The organism is Cupriavidus necator N-1 (assembly GCF_000219215.1).
In the GTDB taxonomy this organism is placed as follows: domain Bacteria; phylum Pseudomonadota; class Gammaproteobacteria; order Burkholderiales; family Burkholderiaceae; genus Cupriavidus; species Cupriavidus necator.
The window spans coordinates 1,668,167-1,688,026 of the sequence record NC_015723.1 but is presented as its reverse complement, the minus strand read 5'-3'; the positions used below and the strand labels follow the sequence as shown (position 1 = coordinate 1,688,026).

The window sequence follows — 19,860 nt, the reverse complement described above, 5'->3', positions numbered from 1 at the left end:
GCCGGGCGCTATCTAACGCGATGCGCGGGGTGGGCGCTCCTCGCGCTCATCGGTGTGGTCGGCCTTGTCGACCGGCACTTCGGCCGGCAGGTCTTCGGCGGCATGCACCACTTCATCGGCGATCTCTTCCTCGGGGCTTTCCTCATCCTGCGCCGTGTGGGCCTCATTCTCGCGTTGCTCGATTTCTTCCTCGATATCGTCGGTTTCCTGTTCGAGATCGGGGTCGAGCGTGCTCGGGATATGGCCCGCGTCGGCGCGCGCGGCGCCGGACGCGGTGTTCTCGCGCGAACGGCGGCCGGCGGAGGCCTGCGCGCCTTCGCGCGGCACGGGCGCTGTGCCGCCCACGCGGTCACCGTGGCGTGGGCCGGTACGGTGGGTACGTACGGTCTTGCTCATCGTGCCTCCTGTTCGGTTGGCCCGGCGGATTCAGTAGTTCTCCACCGGCGATTCGCTTTCTTCTGACTGGCCGCCGCGGCGCCTGACTGAAGGCGGCTCGCCGTTCTCGTCCGGAATGTCGTGCTCGCGTTCGACATCATGGCGGCGGTCGCGCCCGGGCTTGCCGCGTTCATGCTCGGTGTCGGGGCCGCCCTTGTGCGGATCGGGGCGCTCGCTGCGGCGCCGCGTGATGTCATGGTCGGGCTGGCGATGGGTGCTCATGGCGTCTCCATGGAGGTTGGCATGGCGCTGCCGGTCAGTCGGTACCGGCGCGCAGCTCGTCTGACACGGCGCTCACGCCGCGCACCGAACGAGCCAGTTCCATTGCCATCGTACGCTGTTTATCGTCGCGCACGGTACCTTCCAGCTTGACCACGCCGTCAGTGGTGGATACACGGATCCGGGCGCGGTCCAGCACGTGCGTGTTTGCCAGGCGGGCCTGAACTTCGGCAGTGATGGCGCGGTCGCTGGCGGCTTCGGTGTCGCGCGGCGCGGCGGTGCGTCCCGTGGACGACGGCGCCGCCGGCGCATCGGCCGGGGCGGCCGTGACGGCCTGGGAGGCGGCCATCGCCAGCACCGCCAGAGGCAGCGCCAGGCGGGCGATGCGGGAGCGTGGTGTCATGACGATCCTCCTGTACTTGGCGGGGCAGGGCGATTCCTGCTCCGCATCTGCCTTAGACCTGCAAGCTCCGTTCCCGGCCCCGGCGCCGGCGGTGCCTGGCTGGGTCCTGTGCGGCTTGCGGCGCAGGCGCGGCGCTGCCGGCGCGGCACACGCGGCGAGTTTTTACAGCCGCGGCAGAAACTGCATGTGCCGTCTCCTGGCATCCGTGCGCGTGCCGGCAGGCCGTCGCTGCATGATCGGCGCGATGCTTGCGCGCTGTCGTGTGATTGCGTGCCGTCGTGTCTATAGTGGAGGAAATGCTGGCAAAAACTGGCGAGCGGCAAGTGCCGGCGAGCACAGCCCGCAACGCCGGCCCGATGCCGCGGCGGCACCCTGTGCGCCGCGTGTCGCCGGGCCCGACAGCGCAGCCGGGGGGAGCGGCTCATCCGTTGCGAGGTAGTCATGAACCTAGCCAGCATCCTGTCCACTGTCGTCCTGGCCTCGTCCGTCTCGGTGTCTTCGGCGCCGGTGGAGCGCCAGCTGCTTGCGATGACGCCCACGGACTTCGCCCAGCGCTTCAATACCGTGGCCCAGGACACCGGCTCCGGCCTGGCCTTGCCCAGTTTCAAGGTCAAGCCGGGCTGGCACCGTGCCGCGCCCAGCTCGGGGGTATCGGTGCTGGTGCGCGCCAGCCGCTCGGGCTACGTCCTCGATGAGGTGGTGGTGGTGTGCCGCGAGGTCGAGCGCTGCTTCCTGACCATCTGCACGGCCGCACTTGCGATTGACGACAGCGTCAACCCGCTGCTGCTGCAGCGCTTTATCGTGGCGCGCATCGCGACCGAGCTGGGTGAGGTGGGCCTGGTGATGTCGGGCCTGGCGTATATCGTCGTCACGCCCAAGGAGGACGACTACGTGGCCGTCGTGATACGGCCCTACCTGCCGCAGGAACGCGGTGCTTCGCCCGGCCAGGCAAGGCGCGAGCCGAAGGACGACGGCGCGCAGCCGCCGCAGCACGGCCAGGCCTCGCCGCATGGCACGCCGCACCATCCGCACGGCCCGCTGACGCCGATCGTGTTGCACACGGCGGCGCAGAAGTCCTGAGACCGCGACCGTTCGCGTTGCCCGGGACCGCTTATGGCTGGCGCAGCAGCAGCGCCACCGGCAAGCCGCCCAGTACCTCGCGCAGGCGCAGCCGGCCCATGGGCGCGTCCAGCACATGGCCGGTCAGCGCATCGGTCCAGCGGCTGGGCTGCGGCGCACCCACGTTCAGGATAGTGTCACCCCAGCCCGCGGGCGGGATGCGCGGCATGGTCGGGTCGACCTGCGTGGCCGCCAGCCGCGTCACCACCGTGATGGCCTGGTGCGCATCCGCGGTGCGGGCAAAGGCCAGCACCTGCGGCACCAGCGCGCCCTGCGCCGCCAGCGTGCTGTATTGCCCGTCGGCAAAGAGCCGTGGTTGGGCGCGGCGTACTGCCAGCACCTGACGTATCAGCTGCTGCTTGATGCGTCCGTCGCGCCAGCGCGTTAGCCAGTGGGCCCAGCCAGCGCTGCAGCCCAGGCGCGCGCGCAGTTGCGCAAAATCGGGCGGGCGCCGGTTGTCCGGATCCACCAGGCTCAGGTCCCAGCCTTCGCATCCCTGGTAGCGGTCGGGGATGCCCGGTGCGGTCAGCTGCACCAGCACCTGTGCCAGGCTGTTGACGGCGCCGGCCACGGCAATATGCTGCGCAAACTGGCCGATATGCGCCAGCACACCCAACGGCCAGTTCGCCGCGATGGCACGCAGGAAGGCCTCGCACGCGGCTTCGTATTCCGCGTCCGGGCAGGTCCAGTTGCCGTGGCGCTTGGCTTCGCGGATGGCCTTGAGCTGCCACGCCGACACGCGCTCCAGGAAAGCGTCGACGGTGTTGCTGCCTGCAGGCTTGCCGATGTCCTCCATCGGCCACGCGCCGACCAGAGTCTGGTACAGCATCAGGCGGTCGCCGGGGTCGGGCGCCTGCGGCAGGGTCGACAGCAGCGGTGCGCACGCGCGTTCCCATGCCGCCACGGCATCGGCCCAGGCGTCGGGCATCTCGCTCAGCACGGCCAGGCGCATGCGTGTGTCCTCGCCGCGCTTGTGGTCGTGAGTCGCAGTGGCCAGCATGGCATGAGGACAGGCCAGGCGCCGCGCCGCCATGCGCGCGTGGAACTGCGCCGGCGGCAACGCCAGCGTGGCGGGGTCGCTGCCCACCTCGTTGCGCGACAGCAGCCGCCCGTAGCGGTAGAACGCCGTGTCTTCGCCGGCCTTGGCTGCCAGGGCGGGCATCAGTTGCTGCAGGCGGCGGCGCAGCACGCCGGTTTCGCTGTCGGGCGGGGCTGGCGTGCGCAGGCAGCCGCCGATAAAGGCCAGTGCCACGGCCTCGTCCGGGGCCAGGCCGGCGCGCGCCGCCTGCATGGCTTGGTCCAGCATGGCGTCGTCGGCCTGTGCGGCCGAGGTGTCGCGCGCGCCGGGTTGCGCGTCAAAGTAGCTGCGGTAGACGGGCACCGCCGCCATCAGCGCGGCCAGCGCGCGCCGCAGCGCCGCGCGTGTCAGGTCGCGTGTGCCGGGCTCCTGCTTCGCGCAGTCGTGCAGGCAGGCGGCCGCGCCTTCGTACTCGGTCACGAGGTGCCGCTCCAGCACCTCGTGCCGCGCCGCCTCGACATGGGCGGCATACGGGCGCGCATCGCCGCTGGCCGATGCCCACAGCGCGCCCAGCGGCGCCTCGCCGTTGCCGTCGTGCAGCACGGCGGCCACATCGTCCATGAAGTCGTAGCCGGTGGTGCCATCGACCTGCCAGTCCGGCGCCAGGCGTTCGCGCGGGCCCAGGATCTTCTCGACCACCAGCCACGGGTGCGCCAGCCGCAGCAACGGCGGGCGCGCGGCGGCGTGCCGGTCCAGTTCGGCACGCAGCCGGCGGCAGTAGCCAGCGGGATCGGCCAGGCCGTCGACATGATCGACACGCACGCCGTCGATCCAGCCTTCGCGCAGCAGGCGGAAGACCAGCGCGTGGACGGCGTCGAATACCTGCGGGTCTTCCTCGCGCACGCCGACGAGATCGCTGATCTCGAAAAAGCGCCGCCAGTTCAGTGCCGCGGCGGCGGTGCGCCACCAGGCCAGCCGGTAGTGCTGGCGCTCCAGCAGTGCGTGCAGCCGGGTGCGGCCTTCGGCCTGCGCGGGGTCGTACCAGCCGGGCTGGGTTGCGGCCGCGGCATCCACGCTGCTTGGCGCCAGCGGCAGCGAGTGCTCGAAATAGCGCAGGTGGGCGGCATCCTCTGCGCTGGCGGGCACCCATTGCAGCTCGCCCGACACCAGCGTGTCCCAGTAGGACTGACCCAGCATCGGCAGCAGCACCTTGCCATGCAGGGCGGGGTCGCGCGGGGTCCAGTCGATGTCGAAGCTGGCGGCGCAGCGGCTGGCGCGTCCGTGGGTCAGCACGTCGCGCCACCAGCCGTTGTGGGTGGCGTCGGCCGCCATGTGGTTGGGCACGATGTCCAGCACCAGGCCGAGGCCGGCGGCGCGGGCGCGCCCGGCCAGCGCTTTCAGGCCGGGCTCGCCGCCCAGCTCGTCGCGCACGCGGGTGAAGTCGGTGACGTCGTAGCCATGGGTGGAGCCCGGGCGCGCGCTGCACACTGGCGACAGGTACAGGTGGCTGACGCCGAGCGCGGCGTAGTAGTCAACGACGGCGGCGGCATCGGCAAAGGTGAAGCCCGGATGCAGCTGCAGCCGGGCGGTGGCGCGGGGCAGGTCATGGTCGCCGCCATCGCCATGGCTGCCTGGCTGGGATTCCGGCAAGCCGGCGGGCATTATCTTGCGCGCGCCGCGGCGGGCTCGCACATGGTGGCGACGCAGGCCAGCGGCGGCAGCATGCCGGCGGACAGCTCGGCCGCGGCGCCGGGCAGGCTTTCATGCAGCGCCGCGCTCATGTCGCGGCACGGGCGTGTGCATGGCACGGCTTCGCTGCCCAGGTTCAGCCACAGGCTCAGTTCCATGCCGTCCATCAGCCGCCAGCGTGCGCACAGCGCAGCCGGCCCCAGGATATCGACGCCCGCCGACTGGCAGCCGGCCAGCCGGTCCAGCAGTTCACGGCGGCGGACGGAGAGCAGTTCGTGGTAGTACGGTGTCCAGTCGCCGTCGTCCTCCAGCTCGGGGCGCGACGCCTCGAAGGTGGCCGGGTCGTTGGGGTCGGGGATGGCCGCGGCGCGCGCATCGTCGCGGAATGCCGCGGAAGCCGCAAACTCGCGGCGCCGGCCGTCGCGCACGGCCTGTGCCAGTTCGGGCGGGTGACTGGTGAAGTAGAGGAAGGGCCGCTGCGAGCCGGTTTCCTCGCCCATGAACACCAGCGGCACCTGCGGGCACAGCAGCTGCAGCGCCACCGCTGCGCGCAGCGCATTGCGGTCGGCCAGGCCGGCCAGCCGGTCGCCCAGGGCGCGGTTGCCGGTCTGGTCGTGGTTCTGCAGGAAGCAGACGAAGGCCGTGGGCGGCAGGTGCGCGCTCGGCTGGCCGCGGCGCACGCTGTCCGCGCTTGACGACACGCCCGGCGCGGCGGCAGCGCGGTGCGCCGACGGCTCGCCCTGGTAGGCAAAGCCTTCGCCCAGCACGCGTGCAAGGTGGCGCAGCGCGGGCTCGCCGCGCCCCGCAGCCGCATCCTCGCCCTCATCGGCGCAGCGGGTGTAGTCGCGGTAGTAGCCGTCGCCCTCGCCGGTCAGCAGCACGTGCAGGGCATGGTGCGCGTCATCGTTCCACTGGGCGTCGTAGCCCTTGGCCAGCAATTCGGCATCATTGTTGTCGTTCTCCAGCACCAGGTGGAGATGGCGGTTGGCGCCGTCGCCTTCGGCCAGCATGGTGCGCAGCTCGCCGGGCAGCGCCGCCAGCCAGCCTTCGTCCTCGATCGCGTGCACGGCGTCCAGGCGCAGGCCGTCGAAGCGGAACTGCTCCAGCCAGTAGCGCGCGTTCTCGGTGAAGAAGCGCCGCACCTGCGGCCGGCGGAAATCGATGGCCGGCCCCCATGGGGTCTGCCGGTCCGCGCGGAAGAACGCGCTGGCGTAGCGGTGCAGGTAGTTGCCCTCCGGCCCGAAGTGGTTGTAGACCACGTCCAGCAGCACCATCATGCTGAGCTGGTGGGCGCGGTCCACCAGCGCGCGCAGTTCGTCCGGCGTGCCGTAGGCGGACTCCGGCGCGAATGGCAGCACGCCGTCATAGCCCCAGTTGCGCGCGCCGGGGAACTCCGCCAGCGGCATCAGCTCGACCGCGGTGAAGCCCAGCGCCGCTAGCCGCGGCAGCTGCCGAGCCGCGCCGGCAAAGCCGCCGCACAGGCCCACGTGCATCTCATAGATGATGGCTTCATGCCACGGGCGCCCGCGCCAGTCGGGGCACGCCCACGCAAAGGCGCCAGCGGCGTCGGGAGCGGGCACGATGCTGGGCCCGTGCACATCGTCGGCCTGCCCGCGCGAGGCCGGGTCGGGCACGGTGGTGCCGTCGTCAAGCCGGAACCAGTAGCGTGCCCCTTTGCTGCACGCAACGATGGCCTCGAACCAGCCATTGGCGCCGGCCGCCATGCGCACCGGACCGAGCCCGGCGATCTCCAGCCGTACCGCCTGGCCTTGCTCGGCTGCGTCCGGGGCCCACAGGCGGAACCGCACGCGGCCGTCTGGCAGCCAGGCCGGCCCGAACAGGTACTCGTGCGCAGGTTCGTCGTTGCAGGGCAGGCCCGGCTGCCTGAAGGCAGCGGGCGCCGCAAAGCAGTCGTGCGGGGCCAGGCTGGGCATGGCGGAGCGGGCGCCGGGGGCGAGAAGAAACGGGTTGGCGTGCAAATTCGGCTCCTGGCTTCCGGACAGCTGTGGGAAGTGCCAAGGGAGAGCCGGCCGGATGGCCGGTTTTGGCACGATGCGAACTCCATGCCCGCAGAACGACGCTTTGCGAGGCCGCATGCTGGCGGGGGCTACCGCCAGCGCGGGCTTTGTTACATGGGCCATTGTAGAAACTTCCGGCGCAGTGCGGACGTGCGCTAGCCCACGCCCGCAGTGCCCGTCACATCGCTTACGCGGCGCGCACCGGAGATTCACCCTGCCAGGGCGCGCCGCTGGCGCGGTGCAGCAGCCGGACCGGCACCGGCTCGATGTGCCAGATGCGCTCGCAATACTCGCGGATCGCCCGATCCGATGAAAAGCGCCCGGAGCGCGCGCATGACAGCACCGACATGCGTTGCCAGCGCGCCGGCTCGGCAAAGGCCTGCGAGACTTTCTCCTGGCACTCGATGTATGAGGCGAAGTCGGCCATCAGCAGGTAGGGATCGTGCATCTGCTGCGGGTTGAACAGCGGACGGAACAGCGCCGGGTCGCCGCGCGAGAAGAAGCCCTGCTGGACCAGGTCGATCACCGCGCGCAGCTGCGGGTTGCTGTGGTAGTAGGCGGCAGGGTCGTAGCCGCTTGCACGCAGCGCATAGACTTCCGGCGCGGTCAGGCCGAACGGGAAGAAGTTGTCGTTGCCCACGGCTTCGCGCAGCTCGATATTGGCGCCGTCCATGGTGCCGATATTGAGCGCGCCATTCATCGCGAACTTCATGTTGCCGGTGCCGGACGCTTCCTTGCCCGCCAGCGAGATCTGCTCGGCCAGGTCGGCCGCCGGGTAGATGCGCTGCCCGTAGGTGACGTTGAAGTTGGGCAGGAACACCACCTTGAGCCGGTCGCGCATCTGCGGGTCGCGGTTGACCACGTCGGCCACCGAGGTGATGAAGCGGATCATCAGCTTGGCATAGGCGTAGCCCGGCGCAGCCTTGCCGCCGAACAGGAAGGTGCGCGGCTGGACCTCGGTGCCGGGGTCGGACTTGATGCGGTGGTACAGCGCGATCACATGCAGCACCGCCAGGTGCTGGCGCTTGTATTCGTGGATGCGCTTGACCATCACGTCGAACATGGAGGACGGGTCCACCACCACGCCGGTGGTGTCGCGGACCAGCTCGGCCAGCGCCACCTTGTTCTGGTGCCGCGCGGCGTGCCATTGTTCGCGAAAGCCCGCGTCCTCGGCATACGGCTCGAGCGCGCGGATCTGCGCCAGGTCGGAGATCCAGCCGTCGCCGATCGCCTCCGACACCAGCCGCGTCAGGCGCGGATTGGACAGCGCCAGCCAGCGCCGCGGCGTCACGCCGTTGGTGATGCTGGTGAACTTCTCCGGCCACATCTCGTAGAAATCCTTGAGCACGTCCTCGCGCATCAGGCGCGAGTGCAGCTCGGCTACGCCGTTGATGGCGTGGCTGCCCACGCACGCCAGGTTGGCCATGCGCACCTGCCGTTCGCCGTACTCATTGATCAGCGACAGCCGCGCCAGGCGCGATTCGTCGCCGTAGAAGCGGATCCGCACCTCGTCCAGCAAGCGCGCGTTGATCTCCAGGATGATTTCGAGATGGCGCGGCAGCACACGGGCAAACAGCGGCAGCGGCCACTGCTCCAGCGCCTCGGGCAGCAGTGTGTGGTTGGTGTAGGCAAAGGCATTCTGCGTGATGTGCCAGGCCTCGTTCCAGGGCAGGTCATGGTCGTCGACCAGCAGCCGCATCAGCTCGGCAATGCCCACGGCCGGGTGGGTGTCGTTCAGCTGCACCGCGAACTTCTCGTGGAAGCGCGTCACCGGGATGCCGTCAACGGCGAGCAGCCGCAGCATGTCTTGCAGCGAACAGGCGACGAAGAAGTACTGCTGCTCCAGCCGCAGCTCCTTGCCCTGGCTGGTCTCGTCGTTGGGGTAGAGGACCTTGGTCAGGTTCTCGGAAGTGACCTTCTTGCTGACCGCGCCCAGGTAGTCGCCGCGGTTGAAGGTATGGAAGTCGAAGGCCTCGGTGGCGTCTGCGCGCCACAGCCGCAGGGTGTTCACGGTATTGACGCGGTAGCCCAGGATCGGCGAGTCGAACGGCACACCCACCACGGTCTTGGCCGGCACCCAGCGTACGCGGTAGTGGCCGCGGTCGTCGGTGTAGTGTTCGGTGTGGCCGCCCAGGCGCACCTGCACGGCCCACTCTGAGCGCTGGATCTCCCAGGGGTTGCCGTTGCGCAGCCAGGTATCGGTCGATTCCACCTGCATGCCGTCGATGATGGTCTGCTGGAAGATGCCGTATTCGTAGCGGATGCCATAGCCGAGCGCGGGGATTTCCAGCGTCGCCAGCGAATCCATGAAGCAGGCCGCCAGCCGGCCCAGGCCGCCATTTCCCAGCCCCGGCTCGACCTCTTGCTCCAGGATGCGGTCGAGATCCAGCCCGGCAGCGGCCATGGCCTCGCGCACCTCGTCGAAGATGCCCAGGTTGATCAGGTTGTTGCCCAGGTGCGGGCCCATCAGGAACTCCGCCGACAGGTAGGCGACGGTGCGCGAGGGCTGGCCCAGGTAGGCCTCGGCGGTGCTGATCCAGCGCTGCACCAGGCGGTCGCGCACGGTATGCGCCGCGGCCTGGTAGAGGTCGTTCTGGCTGGCGTGGCCGGGCAGCTTGCCCTGGGTATGGAAGACGTGGTCGAGGAAGGCCCGGCGCAGGCTGGCGCCGGAGAGGGCGGTACGGGTGTCATCGGCATGCTCGGGCCGGATAGATTCCTTCATGGCGAGGCTCCTGCGCATGTGCGTGCGTCAAGCTTAGTGGATGGAGCAATCCCTGCAGGGAGATCGCGGCGCTGGTCTTGCAGGCGGCACTTATTGCGGGCGACCGATGGCTACGCGCGCGGCGGCGGATGGCGTGCGCCGTGCCGGCCGCCGCGCAAGGCGTCAGCCCGCGCCCGCACCACCGGGGTATCGAACAGCGCACGTACATCGGCATCGAGCCGGCGCTGCCAGTTGGGATGGACGCTGGTGGTGCCGGGCAGGTTGGGCTGCTCGGCCTCGCCCAGCAGGTCTTCCAGCGGCACCAGGCGCATGGCGGTGCGCGCCGTGCCCAGCCACGCCAGCACGGCATCGAGCGGGGCATGGGCAGGGCCCGGCACGGCGCCGCTGCACAGCCCCGCTTCGCACAGCGCCTGCCAGAGCGCGCCGCGCTCGCGCGCACGGCCGGCTTGCATCACTGCAAGGGTTTCGCCGGGCGCCAGCAGGTGCAGCCGGTCGCGCCACGCCAGGTCACGGCCGGCCCACCAGCCGGTGACTGTGGGGAGGTCATGCGTCGAGGTGGTGGCGACGGCATCGGGCGGCCAGGCTGCGGGAGGCAGGAAGGCCGGCACGGCGTCGGGCGCAGGGGCGGGCACCCGCTGAGCTGCCTCCGCGGCATCGGCTGGCGCGCGCTCTTCGCGCTGGAACCACAGCACGTCGATGCCCAGCACGCCACGGGCCGACAGCGCCGCATTCAGCTCCGGCGGCACCGTGCCCAGGTTTTCGCCGATGATGATCGCGCGGTGCCGCCATGATTCCAGCGCCACCAGCCGCAGCAGATCCTGCAGCGGATAGCGCAGGTAGGCGCCTTCGCTGGCCGGGGCACCGGCCGGCACCAGCCACATGCGTGCCAGCCCCAGCACATGGTCGATGCGCAGCCCGCCGGCATGGGCCAGGTTGGCGCGCAGCATCTCCAGGAAGGCCGCATAGCCGCGGCGGCGCAGCCCGCGCGGCGAGAACACCGCCACGCCCCAGTCCTGCCCGAGCGGGTTGTACAGGTCCGGCGGCGCGCCGGCATGGAAGCCCGCCAGGATCTCCTGTTGCCGCGTCCAGGCCTGGCTGCCGCCAGGGTCGGCGCCCACCGCCAGGTCGGAAACGATGCCGACCGCCATGCCCGCGCCGCGTGCCGCGCGCTGCGCGCGTGCCATGCCGTCGGCGGCGATCCATTGCAGGAAAGCGTGGTAGGTGACCTCATCGGCATGGGCCTGTGCAAAGGCCGTCACGGCGGCATCGCCGGGCGAGCGCAGCGTGACCGGCCAGCAGCGCCAGTCAGGCGCGGCGTTGTGGTTCATGCCGTTGGCGCTGTCGGCCAGCCGCCGGGCCTGGATGGCTTCGTAGCAGGCGTGCGCGTGCAACGCAGTGCCGCCGCGCGCGCGAAAGGCGGCGCAGTCATCGAGCGCCGCGCGCGGCAGCAGCGTTTCGCTGCGCTCCCATAGCCACCGCAGGAGGGCGTAGCGCAGCGGCGTCAGCCTGATCCAGTCGATCTCGCTGCGGGCTTCCAGCGCTTGCAGCGCCTCGCCCGCGCCGAGCGCGGCGACGGCCGCGTCCACCGCGGCCTGCCCGAATTGCACGGCGGGGTCGGCATAGAGCGGATTCAGGAACAGGCGGCTGGACGGCGCATACGGGCTATAGCGCTCGGGCAGGGCGGCAAAGCCGGCGTGCAGCGGATTGATGGCCACCGCGTCGGCGCTGGCGCCGGCCGCGCTGATGCAGCACTGCGCCAGCGCGCTCAGGTCGCCCATGCCGCAGGGCGCGCCGCGGCGCAGGCCATAGAGCTGCACTGCCAGGCCCCAGGGCCGGCTCAGTTCGCCCGCGCGGCCGGCGTGCCGCAGCGCATCGGCAACGCCGTAGCAGCGCGGCGGCGCGATCGCCAGCACGGTGTGCGCATCGCCCAGTTCCAGGCGGTGGTAGCCGCATACGTCGATGGCAGGCAGCAGCATGGTGCCGTCGCTGTTGCGCGCGCTGTCATGGTTGCCACGCACCGCGGTGCCAGTGACGATGGCGCCGTCTTCCAGCGTCATGCGGTAGGACCGCTGCGGCAGCGTATGCGGCCACGGCACCGCCACCGGCTTGCCGCGCTCGGCGGTGACCAGCGGCGGCAGTGCATGCGCGGCGTCATCGGAGGCAAGCCACGCGCGCGACGCTTCGCACTGGCCAGTGGTGGCGCCGGGCAGGCCCAGGCCGTCCAGCACGCGCCGCAGCGCGGCGTCGGAGACAGTCTGGGGCTGGTTCCAGGCATCCGTCCACCGGGGCAGCAGGCCCGCGCACAGCGCCAGCGCATGCAGCGGCGTGGGCGCGTCGTGGCGGGTGGCGCGCCGGCTCACGCTTGTACCTCCTGCGGCGCGCCCAGGGGCGGGCTTTCCTGGGGCGCGCTCTGGCGGCTGCGCGCCTGGGCCGCCAGCAGCACCAGCGAGTGGCCCGCCACCACCTGGCTGTCGGCGACCGCCTCACCCGCGAGTTCGGCCTCGGTGGCGTCGGGCCGGCTGCTGTCGAACAGCAGCGTCCAGGCCAGCGCGGGCTCGGGCAGCAGGAAGGAGGCATCGGCATCGCCGGCGTTGAGCAGCAGCAAGGTCACCTGCACGGTGTCGGCATCGGTCTCCTCCTCTTGAGCCAGCGAGCCCAGCTGCGCACGCTCCGGTTGGGGCGGCGCTGCCGCGCGCCGCAGCGCGAGCGTGCGGATCTCCGGGTCGGCCCATTCCTCGGGCGTGGGCGGCTTGCCGTCTGTATCGAACCAGGCAATATCGGCAATGCCCCGCGCCGGCTCCTCGCGCCCGTGCGCGAAGCGGTCGCCGGCCAGGGAGTGCAGCCGCCGGCGCAGGCCCAGCAGGCGGCGCACCATGTGCTGCAGCGGCTGCGCGCCGGGCGTCTGGGCCTGCTTCCAGTCCAGCCACGAGATCTCGTCGTCCTGGCAGTAGGCGTTGTTGTTGCCTTGCTGGCTGCGGCCCCATTCATCGCCGGCGGTCAGCATCGGGGTGCCCTGCGACAGCAGCAGCGTGGCCATCAGCGCCTGCGCCACGCGCGCGCGGCAGGCCAGGATGGCGGGGTCGTCGGTGGGGCCTTCGACGCTGCCGTCGGGACTCCAGTTGGCGCTGGCATTGTCGTCGGTGCCGTCGCGGTTGTCTTCGCCGTTGGCCTCGTTGTGCTTGTTGCTGTAGCTGACCAGGTCGGCCAGCGTGAAGCCGTCGTGCGCGGTGATGAAGTTGATGCTGGCCCACGGGCGCCGGTGGCGGCGGTCGAAGAGGTCGGCCGAGGCCGCCAGCCGCGCCGCCAGTTCGCCGCGGTGGCCGGCGTCGCCGCGCCAGAAGCGGCGCGCCACGTCGCGGAACTTGTCGTTCCACTCGGCAAAGCCGGGCGGGTGGTTGCCAAGCTGGTAGCCGCCCGGGCCCAGGTCCCACGGCTCGGAGATCAGCTTGACGCGGCTCAGCACCGGGTCCTGCATCAGCGCATCGAAAAAGCCCGAGCCCGCATCGAAGCCATTGCCCTCGCGCCCGAGGGTGGTGCCCAGGTCGAAGCGGAAGCCATCGACGTGGTAGCACTGCACCCAGTAGCGCAACGAGTCCATCACCATCTGCAGCACGCGCGGATGCGACAGGTTGAGCGTATTGCCGCAGCCGGTGTCGTTGATGTAGTGGCGCTCGTCGCCCGGCACCAGCCGGTAGTAGCTGGCGTTGTCCAGCCCGCGCCACGACACCGTCGGCCCCAGCGCGTTGCCCTCGCAGGTATGGTTGTAGACCACGTCCAGGATCACTTCGATGCCGGCCGCGTGCAGGCGCCGCATCGCCACCTTGAATTCCTGCAGTTGTCCGGTGCCCAGGTAGGCGGGCTCGGGCGCGAAGTACGCCATGGTGTTGTAGCCCCAGTAGTTGCGCAGTCCGCGCTCCAGCAGGAAGCGGTCCTGCAGGATGGCGTGGACCGGCAGCAGCTCGACGGTGGTGATGCCGAGCTGCACCAGGTGGTCGATAAAGCGCGGGTCGCACAGCGCGGCGAAGGAACCGCGCAGGTTGGGCAGCAGGTCGTCGCGCAGCATCGACAGGCCCCGCAGGTGGGCTTCATAGATGACCGTGGACGGCCACGGCACCGCGGGCGGGCGGTCGTCGCCCCAGTGGAAGCTTTCGTCGACCACCACCGCCTTGGGCATGGTGGGGGCGCTGTCGCGGCGGTCCGGTGTCAGGTCGCCGCGCGCACTTTGCAGGCGGTAGCCGAACAGCGCATCGGACCAGCGCACCGGGCCGCTCAACTGGCGCGCATACGGGTCCAGCAGCAGCTTGTGCGGGTTGAAGCGGTGGCCGTGCGCGGGATCGTAGGGGCCGTGCGCGCGGTAGCCGTACAGCGTGCCGAGCGCCGCATTGGGCAGGTAGCCGTGCCAGATCTCGTCGGTGCATTCCGGCAGCCGCAGGCGCGCCAGCTCCTTGCGCCCGTTGTCGGAGAACAAGCACAGGTCGATGCGCGAGGCATGGGCCGAGAACACCGCGAAATTGACCCCCAGGCCGTCCCAGTGGGCCCCGAGGGGATACGGCTTGCCCGGCAGCAGCCGGTCCGCGAACTGGCGGCTCATGGCGATGCGCCCTGGATGCCGCCACCCGGATCGAAGCGCAGCACCAGCGTGGCCAGCGGCGGCAGCGTCAGCGCGAGCGAAGCCGGCTGCCCGTGCGAAGGCACGTCCACTGCCGCTACCGCGCCGCCGTTGCCGACATTGCTGCCGCCATACACGGCGGCATCGGTATTCAGGCATTCCTGCCAGGCACCGGCGTACGGCACCCCGAGCCGGTAGCCATGGCGCGGCACCGGGGTCATGTTGACCACAACCAGTACCACCTCGCGGCTGTATGGGCCCGCGCGGCGCAGCCACGCGAACACGCTGTTGTGGTTGTCGTCGCCCACTACCCAATGGAAGCCTTCCGGGCGGTGATCCAGCGCATGCAGCGCAGGCAGCTCGCGGTAGAGGCGATTCAGGTCACGCACCAGCGTGTGCACGCCGCGGTGCATGGGGTGGTCCAGCAAGGCCCAGTCAAGCTCGGCATCGTGGTTCCATTCCTGCCACTGCGCCAGCTCGCCGCCCATGAACAGCAGTTTCTTGCCCGGGTGCGCCCACATGAAGCCGTAGTAGGCGCGCAGGCCGGCAAAGCGCTGCCACTCGTCGCCGGGCACCTTGCCGATCATCGAGCCCTTGCCGTGCACCACCTCGTCATGCGACAGCGGCAGCACGAAGGCCTCGGACCACGCATAGACCAGCCCGAAGGTCATGTCCTGGTGGTGCCAGGCGCGATGGACGGGCTCGTGCCCGAGATAATGCAGCGTGTCGTGCATCCAGCCCATGTTCCACTTGAAGTCGAAGCCAAGCCCGCCGCTGGAGACGCTGGCGGTTACGCCGGGCCACGCGGTGGATTCTTCGGCGATGGTCAGCGCACCGGGGCAGCGTTCGTGGACCACGGCGTTCAGTTCACGCAGGAAGTCGACGGCTTCCAGGTTTTCGCGGCCGCCGAAGCGGTTCGGCACCCATTGGCCGGGCTCGCGGCTATAGTCGCGGTAGAGCATGGATGCGACCGCGTCCACGCGCAGGCCGTCGGCGTGGAAGTGCTCCAGCCAGTGCAGCGCGCCGGCCAGCAGGAAGCCGCGCACCTCGTTGCGGCCGAGGTTGTAGATCAGGGTGTTCCAGTCCTGGTGGAAGCCTTCGCGCGGGTCCTCGTGCTCATAGAGCGCGGTGCCGTCGAAGCGCGCCAGCCCGTGCGGATCGGTCGGGAAGTGCGCGGGCACCCAGTCCAGGATCACGCCGATGCCGGCCTGGTGGCATCGGTCGATAAATGCGGCGAAGGCCTGCGGCGGCCCCAGCCGCGCGGTGGGTGCGTACAGTGACAGCGGCTGGTAGCCCCAGGAGCCGCCAAACGGGTGCTCGGTGATCGGCAGCAGCTCGATATGGGTAAAGCCCAGTTCCTGCACGTACGGCACCAGCCTCTCGGCCAGGATGTCCCAGCCGCGTTGCGGGTCGTTGGCCGCCTGCAGCCACGACAGGGCATGGACTTCATAGACTGACATCGGCGCGGCATAGGGATCAGCGGCGCTGCGGCGCGCCATCCAGTCGGCATCATGCCAGGCGAAGGGGGGCGCGCCCTGGTCCGGTCCGGTCACCATCGAGGCGGTGGCCGGGGGTGCCTCGGTGGCCAGCGCGAGCGGGTCGGCCTTGTCCGGCAGCTCGGTGCCGTGCGGGTCGAGCAGGTCGTACTTGTAGCGGCTGCCGGGCTGCGCGCCCAGCGCGGCGGGGATGAACAGCTCCCAGATGCCGCTGGGGTGTCGCAGCCGCATCGGGTGCCGCGCCGGGTGCCAGCCGTTGAAGTCAGCGATCACCGAGACCCGCTGCGCGTTCGGCGCCCACACGGCAAAGCGCACGCCGTCGATGCCGTCCACGCGCTGCCACTGCGCGCCCAGGCAGGCGCCCAGCTCGAAGTGGCGGCCCTCGGCGATCAGGTGCAGGTCCAGTTCGCCCAGCAGCAGGCCAAAGGCGTAAGGGTCGGCGCTGCACTGCCCGGTGCCGTCGGACCATTGCACGCGCAGCCGGTAATCGGGCGCACTGCCCTTGTATTCGCGTGGCAGCCGCGCGGCGAAGACGCCGCCGCCGTGCAGCAGCGCCATCTCCGCCAGTGGCGTGCCGCCCGCATCGGTCAGCTGCGCCGACGTCGCCCCCGGCAGGCAGACGCGCACCAGCGTGCCGTCGCCGTCAGGGTGCGGACCCAGCACGGCAAACGGGTCATGGTGGCGGGCACCGAGCAAGGCCTCGAGCTCGTGGACCGGCAGCATGCCAGGCTTCGTACCATGGGCGGGGGTCATGGCTGGTCTCCCGGCGCCAGCAGCTTGCGCAGCAGGCGCGCCAGGCCGCTGACCGGCAGGTCGATCCACGCCACGCGGTTGGCGGCTTCGTAGTCGACCTCATAGGCCGCCCGTTCCAGCAGGAACAGGTCCAGCAACGGCTGCAGCTGGCCGGGCGCGACCCAGGGTGTGCCCGAGTCCTGCATGTGCTGGTGGTAGCAGTTCAGGAAGGCTTCGCTGGCGGTGGTACGGAAGCGCTCCAGCAGCAGCGCGCGGCGTTCGGCCAGCTGCGGCGGCAGTTCGCTGTGGGTGCGCTCCTGGCGGTCGGTGCCGACCGTGGCCGCAGCGTAGTCCAGCGAGCGCAGCAGCCCGGCCACATCGCGCAACGGCGAGGTCTTGCGCCGGCGCCAGTCCAGCGGCAGGCCGGGCTCGCCCTCGAAGTCGACCAGGTAGGTGTCGCTCTGCGCAATCAGCACCTGGCCCAGGTGGAAGTCGCCGTGGATGCGCGTCTGCAGGCTGCCAGGCGCGGCGGCGGAGAGCTGTTCGACCAGTGCGGGCAGCGCGTCGCGCGCGGCCATCAGGGTCTGCACGTCGGTCTCGCAGGCCTGGCGCACCGGTCCCGGCACGGTGGCGGGCAGAGGCTCCAGCCGCGTCAGCGCGCGCTGCAGCGCACCAGGGCTTGCCCGCCACGCGCGCGCATCACTTTCGGTGGCCGGCAACGGCGCGAAGGCGTCGTCGCCGGTGGGCCGTGCCAGCACCGCATGGAGCTCGGCCAGCCGGCGGCCGAGCGTGCCAGCCAGCGCGGCGTAGCCGTTCATGGCCTCGGCAAACTCGTCCTCGCTCTCCTGCGCGGGCAGCGCGTCATCGATGGCGCGGCCCAGGTAGTCCAGGGTCCAGTCCCAGCCATTGCCCTGGTTCAGGACATAGCCCTGCAGCAGCATCAGCGTATGCGGCACGCCATCTGGCCCGGTGCGCACCACCTCGCCCAGCAGCGGCGCCGCGTGGGCATAAGCCTGCGCCGTCAGGTAGCGCGTCATCTCGGCCTCGGGGTGGATGCCGCCAGAGACCCGGCGCACCATTTTGAGCACGGCGGTGTTGTTGTAGGACAGCGAGCTGTTGGACTGCTCGGCCGACATGTATTCGATCGGGGCGCGCTCCAGTTCCAGTTCCAGCGCGGCCAGGCCGGGCTCGGCGCGGAAGTGGATGATGTCGTTCCCGGCGTGCATCTGCACGTCATTGCGCAGCGCGCGCACCACCTCGCGCGCAAAGGGCTCGACCACGAAACCGTCGGTGGCCAGCCCCACGCGGCTGCCCTGGCGCACGCGCGCCATCGACAGGCCGTGTGCCAGCTGCGACACGCTGTCGGCGCTCTCCCGGTCCCACAGGATGCCCAGCGGCAGCTGGTAGCGTTCGGTGCGGCCAGGCAGGACCACCTCGACCTCACCCAGGTAGACATCTTCGCCGCTACTGCCGCGCGCAAATGGCAACATATAGGCTAGGTCGATGCGCTCAATGCGCTCGTGCTTGGCGCCGAACCAGCGGCGCCGGCCGATGTAGTGCGGCAGCACATCGCTGGCCATGATGCGGCGCGAGGCGTCGGTCAGCTCCGGCCGGCCAATGTTCTGCATCACGAGGGTGATCTGGTCTGGCATCTGCTCAGGCGCCTCCACGTGCCACGACGGCGGCTGTGCCTCGTCGCTGAGCACGAACCAGTAGAAGCCATAGGGCGGCAGCGTCAGCAGGTAGGTCAGCGTGCCGATGGCCGGGAACGGCGTGGCGCCCATCATCTCCACCGGCACGCGGCCGTTGAAGGCAGACAGGTCCAGCTCCACCGCCTGCGGCGCGCGCGACAGGTTGGCCACGCACAGGATGTGCTCGCCCTCGTATTCACGCAGGTAGGCCAGGATCTTGCGGTTGCCGGGAAACAGGAAGCGCAGCGCTCCGCGGCCGAAGGCACGGTGCTTGCGCCGCAGCGCCAGCATGCGCCGCATCCAGTTCAGCAGCGAATGCGGGTCGCGCGCCTGCGCCTCGACGTTGACGGCCTCGTAGCCGTACAGCGGCCCCTGCAGCGGCGGCAGCACCAGCCGCTCGGGGTCGGCGTGCGAGAAGCCGCCGTTGCGGTCGGGCGACCACTGCATCGGCGTGCGCACGCCGTCGCGGTCGCCCAGGTGGATGTTGTCACCCATGCCGATCTCGTCGCCGTAGTAGATCACCGGCGTGCCCGGCATCGAGAACAGCAGGCTGTTCATCAGCTCGATGCGGCGGCGGTCGCGCTCCATCAGCGGCGCCAGCCGGCGGCGGATGCCCAGGTTGATGCGCGCGCGCCGGTCGGTGGCGTAGACCTCCCACAGGTAGTCGCGCTCGCTGCTGGTCACCATCTCCAGCGTCAGTTCGTCATGGTTGCGCAGGAATATGGCCCACTGGCAGTTGGGCGGCACCTCCGGCGTCTGGCGCATGATGTCGGTGATCGGGAAGCGGTCTTCGCGCGCGATCGCCATGTACATGCGCGGCATCAGCGGGAAGTGGAAGGCCATGTGGCATTCGTCGCCTTCCGGCTCCGGGCCGGTCAGGCCGAAGTACTGCTGCGCGTCCTCAGGCCACATATTGGCTTCTGCCAGCAGCATGCGGCCGGGGAAGCGCGCGTCCAGGTGGGCGCGGATATGGCGGATGACGGCATGGGTCTCGGGCAGGTTCTCGTTGCTGGTGCCTTCTCGCTCGACCAGGTAGGGCACCGCGTCCAGGCGCAGCCCGTCGACGCCCATGTCGAGCCAGTAGCGCATCACCGACAGCACCTCGTTGAGCACCTGCGGGTTGTCGAAGTTCAGGTCCGGCTGGTGCGAGTAGAAGCGGTGCCAGAAGTAGGCGCCCGCCACCGGGTCCCAGCTCCAGTTGGACTTCTCGGTGTCACAGAAGATGATGCGGGTGCCGGCGTAGGCCTGGTCATGGTCCGACCACACGTAGTAGCGCCGCGCCGCCGAGCCGGGCTTGGCGTTGCGCGCGCGCTGGAACCATGGATGCTGGTCGGAGGTGTGGTTGATCACCAGCTCGGTGATCACGCGCAGTCCGCGCGCGTGCGCCGCGGCGATAAAGCGGCGCGCCTCGGCCAGCGTGCCGTAGTCGGGGTGGACGTTGCGGTAGTCGGCGATGTCGTAGCCGTCGTCGCGTCGCGGCGACGGATAGAACGGCAGCAGCCAGACCGTGTCCACACCCAGGTTGACCAGGTAGTCGAGCTTGGCCAGCAGCCCGGCAAAATCGCCCACGCCGTCGCCGTTGGCGTCGTAGAAGGACTTGATGTGGAGCTGGTAGATGATCGCGTCCTTGTACCAGAGCGGATCGGCGTTGAGCAGGGCGGCACTGCCGGTTTCGGTAAGGCGTTTCATCCGTGTCTCCACGTATCCCT

11 protein-coding genes are annotated in these 19,860 nt (G+C 70.3%); 1 reads left to right on the top strand and 10 read right to left on the bottom strand.

Features of this window, described 5'->3' with window-relative positions; all coding sequences use genetic code 11:
• Positions 1-12: 12 nt before the first annotated feature.
• From CNE_RS25700 to CNE_RS25690, 3 genes are read right to left on the bottom strand one after another with little or no spacing between them, the layout of a single operon-like run.
• Positions 13-396 carry a hypothetical protein gene (locus tag CNE_RS25700; protein ID WP_013953216.1) on the bottom strand — a complete coding sequence of 128 codons (384 nt, stop codon included), beginning with the start codon at positions 394-396 and terminating at the stop codon, positions 13-15.
• A 30-nt stretch (positions 397-426) separates the two neighbouring features.
• Positions 427-657, bottom strand: coding sequence for a hypothetical protein (locus CNE_RS25695; protein WP_013953215.1), 231 nt, complete (start codon positions 655-657; stop codon positions 427-429).
• Between the two features lie 34 nt (positions 658-691).
• Positions 692-1,057 carry a BON domain-containing protein gene (locus tag CNE_RS25690; protein ID WP_013953214.1) on the bottom strand — a complete coding sequence of 122 codons (366 nt, stop codon included), beginning with the start codon at positions 1,055-1,057 and terminating at the stop codon, positions 692-694.
• Between the two features lie 441 nt (positions 1,058-1,498).
• Here CNE_RS25690 and CNE_RS25685 point away from each other — a divergent pair, with 441 nt between their 5' ends.
• Complete coding sequence (locus CNE_RS25685; protein WP_013953213.1) at positions 1,499-2,137, top strand: hypothetical protein; 639 nt, start codon at positions 1,499-1,501, stop codon at positions 2,135-2,137.
• Between the two features lie 31 nt (positions 2,138-2,168).
• On the opposite strand, the gene treY is transcribed toward CNE_RS25685, so the two are convergent.
• From treY to treS, 7 genes are all read right to left on the bottom strand, one after another.
• Positions 2,169-4,856, bottom strand: coding sequence for a malto-oligosyltrehalose synthase (treY, locus tag CNE_RS25680; RefSeq protein ID WP_013953212.1), 2,688 nt, complete (start codon positions 4,854-4,856; stop codon positions 2,169-2,171).
• Complete coding sequence (gene treZ, locus CNE_RS25675; protein WP_013953211.1) at positions 4,856-6,862, bottom strand: malto-oligosyltrehalose trehalohydrolase; 2,007 nt, start codon at positions 6,860-6,862, stop codon at positions 4,856-4,858. The genes treY and treZ overlap by 1 nt, the downstream gene beginning before the upstream one ends.
• A gap of 226 nt (positions 6,863-7,088) precedes the next feature.
• Positions 7,089-9,623 (bottom strand): glycogen/starch/alpha-glucan phosphorylase, encoded by a 2,535-nt coding sequence (locus CNE_RS25670; protein WP_013953210.1) that lies wholly within the window; start codon positions 9,621-9,623, stop codon positions 7,089-7,091.
• A 110-nt stretch (positions 9,624-9,733) separates the two neighbouring features.
• The gene (malQ, locus tag CNE_RS25665; RefSeq protein ID WP_013953209.1) at positions 9,734-11,983 is read right to left on the bottom strand and encodes a 4-alpha-glucanotransferase; all 2,250 of its coding nucleotides are present in this window, start codon (positions 11,981-11,983) and stop codon (positions 9,734-9,736) included.
• On the bottom strand, positions 11,980-14,214 hold the full coding sequence (gene glgX / locus CNE_RS25660) for a glycogen debranching protein GlgX (RefSeq protein ID WP_013953208.1): 2,235 nt from the start codon (positions 14,212-14,214) through the stop codon (positions 11,980-11,982). Before glgX ends, malQ begins: the two co-directional genes overlap by 4 nt.
• The gene (gene glgB, locus CNE_RS25655) at positions 14,211-16,481 is read right to left on the bottom strand and encodes a 1,4-alpha-glucan branching protein GlgB (RefSeq protein ID WP_013953207.1); all 2,271 of its coding nucleotides are present in this window, start codon (positions 16,479-16,481) and stop codon (positions 14,211-14,213) included. The genes glgX and glgB overlap by 4 nt, the downstream gene beginning before the upstream one ends.
• Positions 16,478-19,840, bottom strand: a complete 3,363-nt coding sequence (gene treS, locus CNE_RS25650; protein WP_013953206.1) for a maltose alpha-D-glucosyltransferase — start codon at positions 19,838-19,840, stop codon at positions 16,478-16,480. Before treS ends, glgB begins: the two co-directional genes overlap by 4 nt.
• Positions 19,841-19,860: the final 20 nt, after the last annotated feature.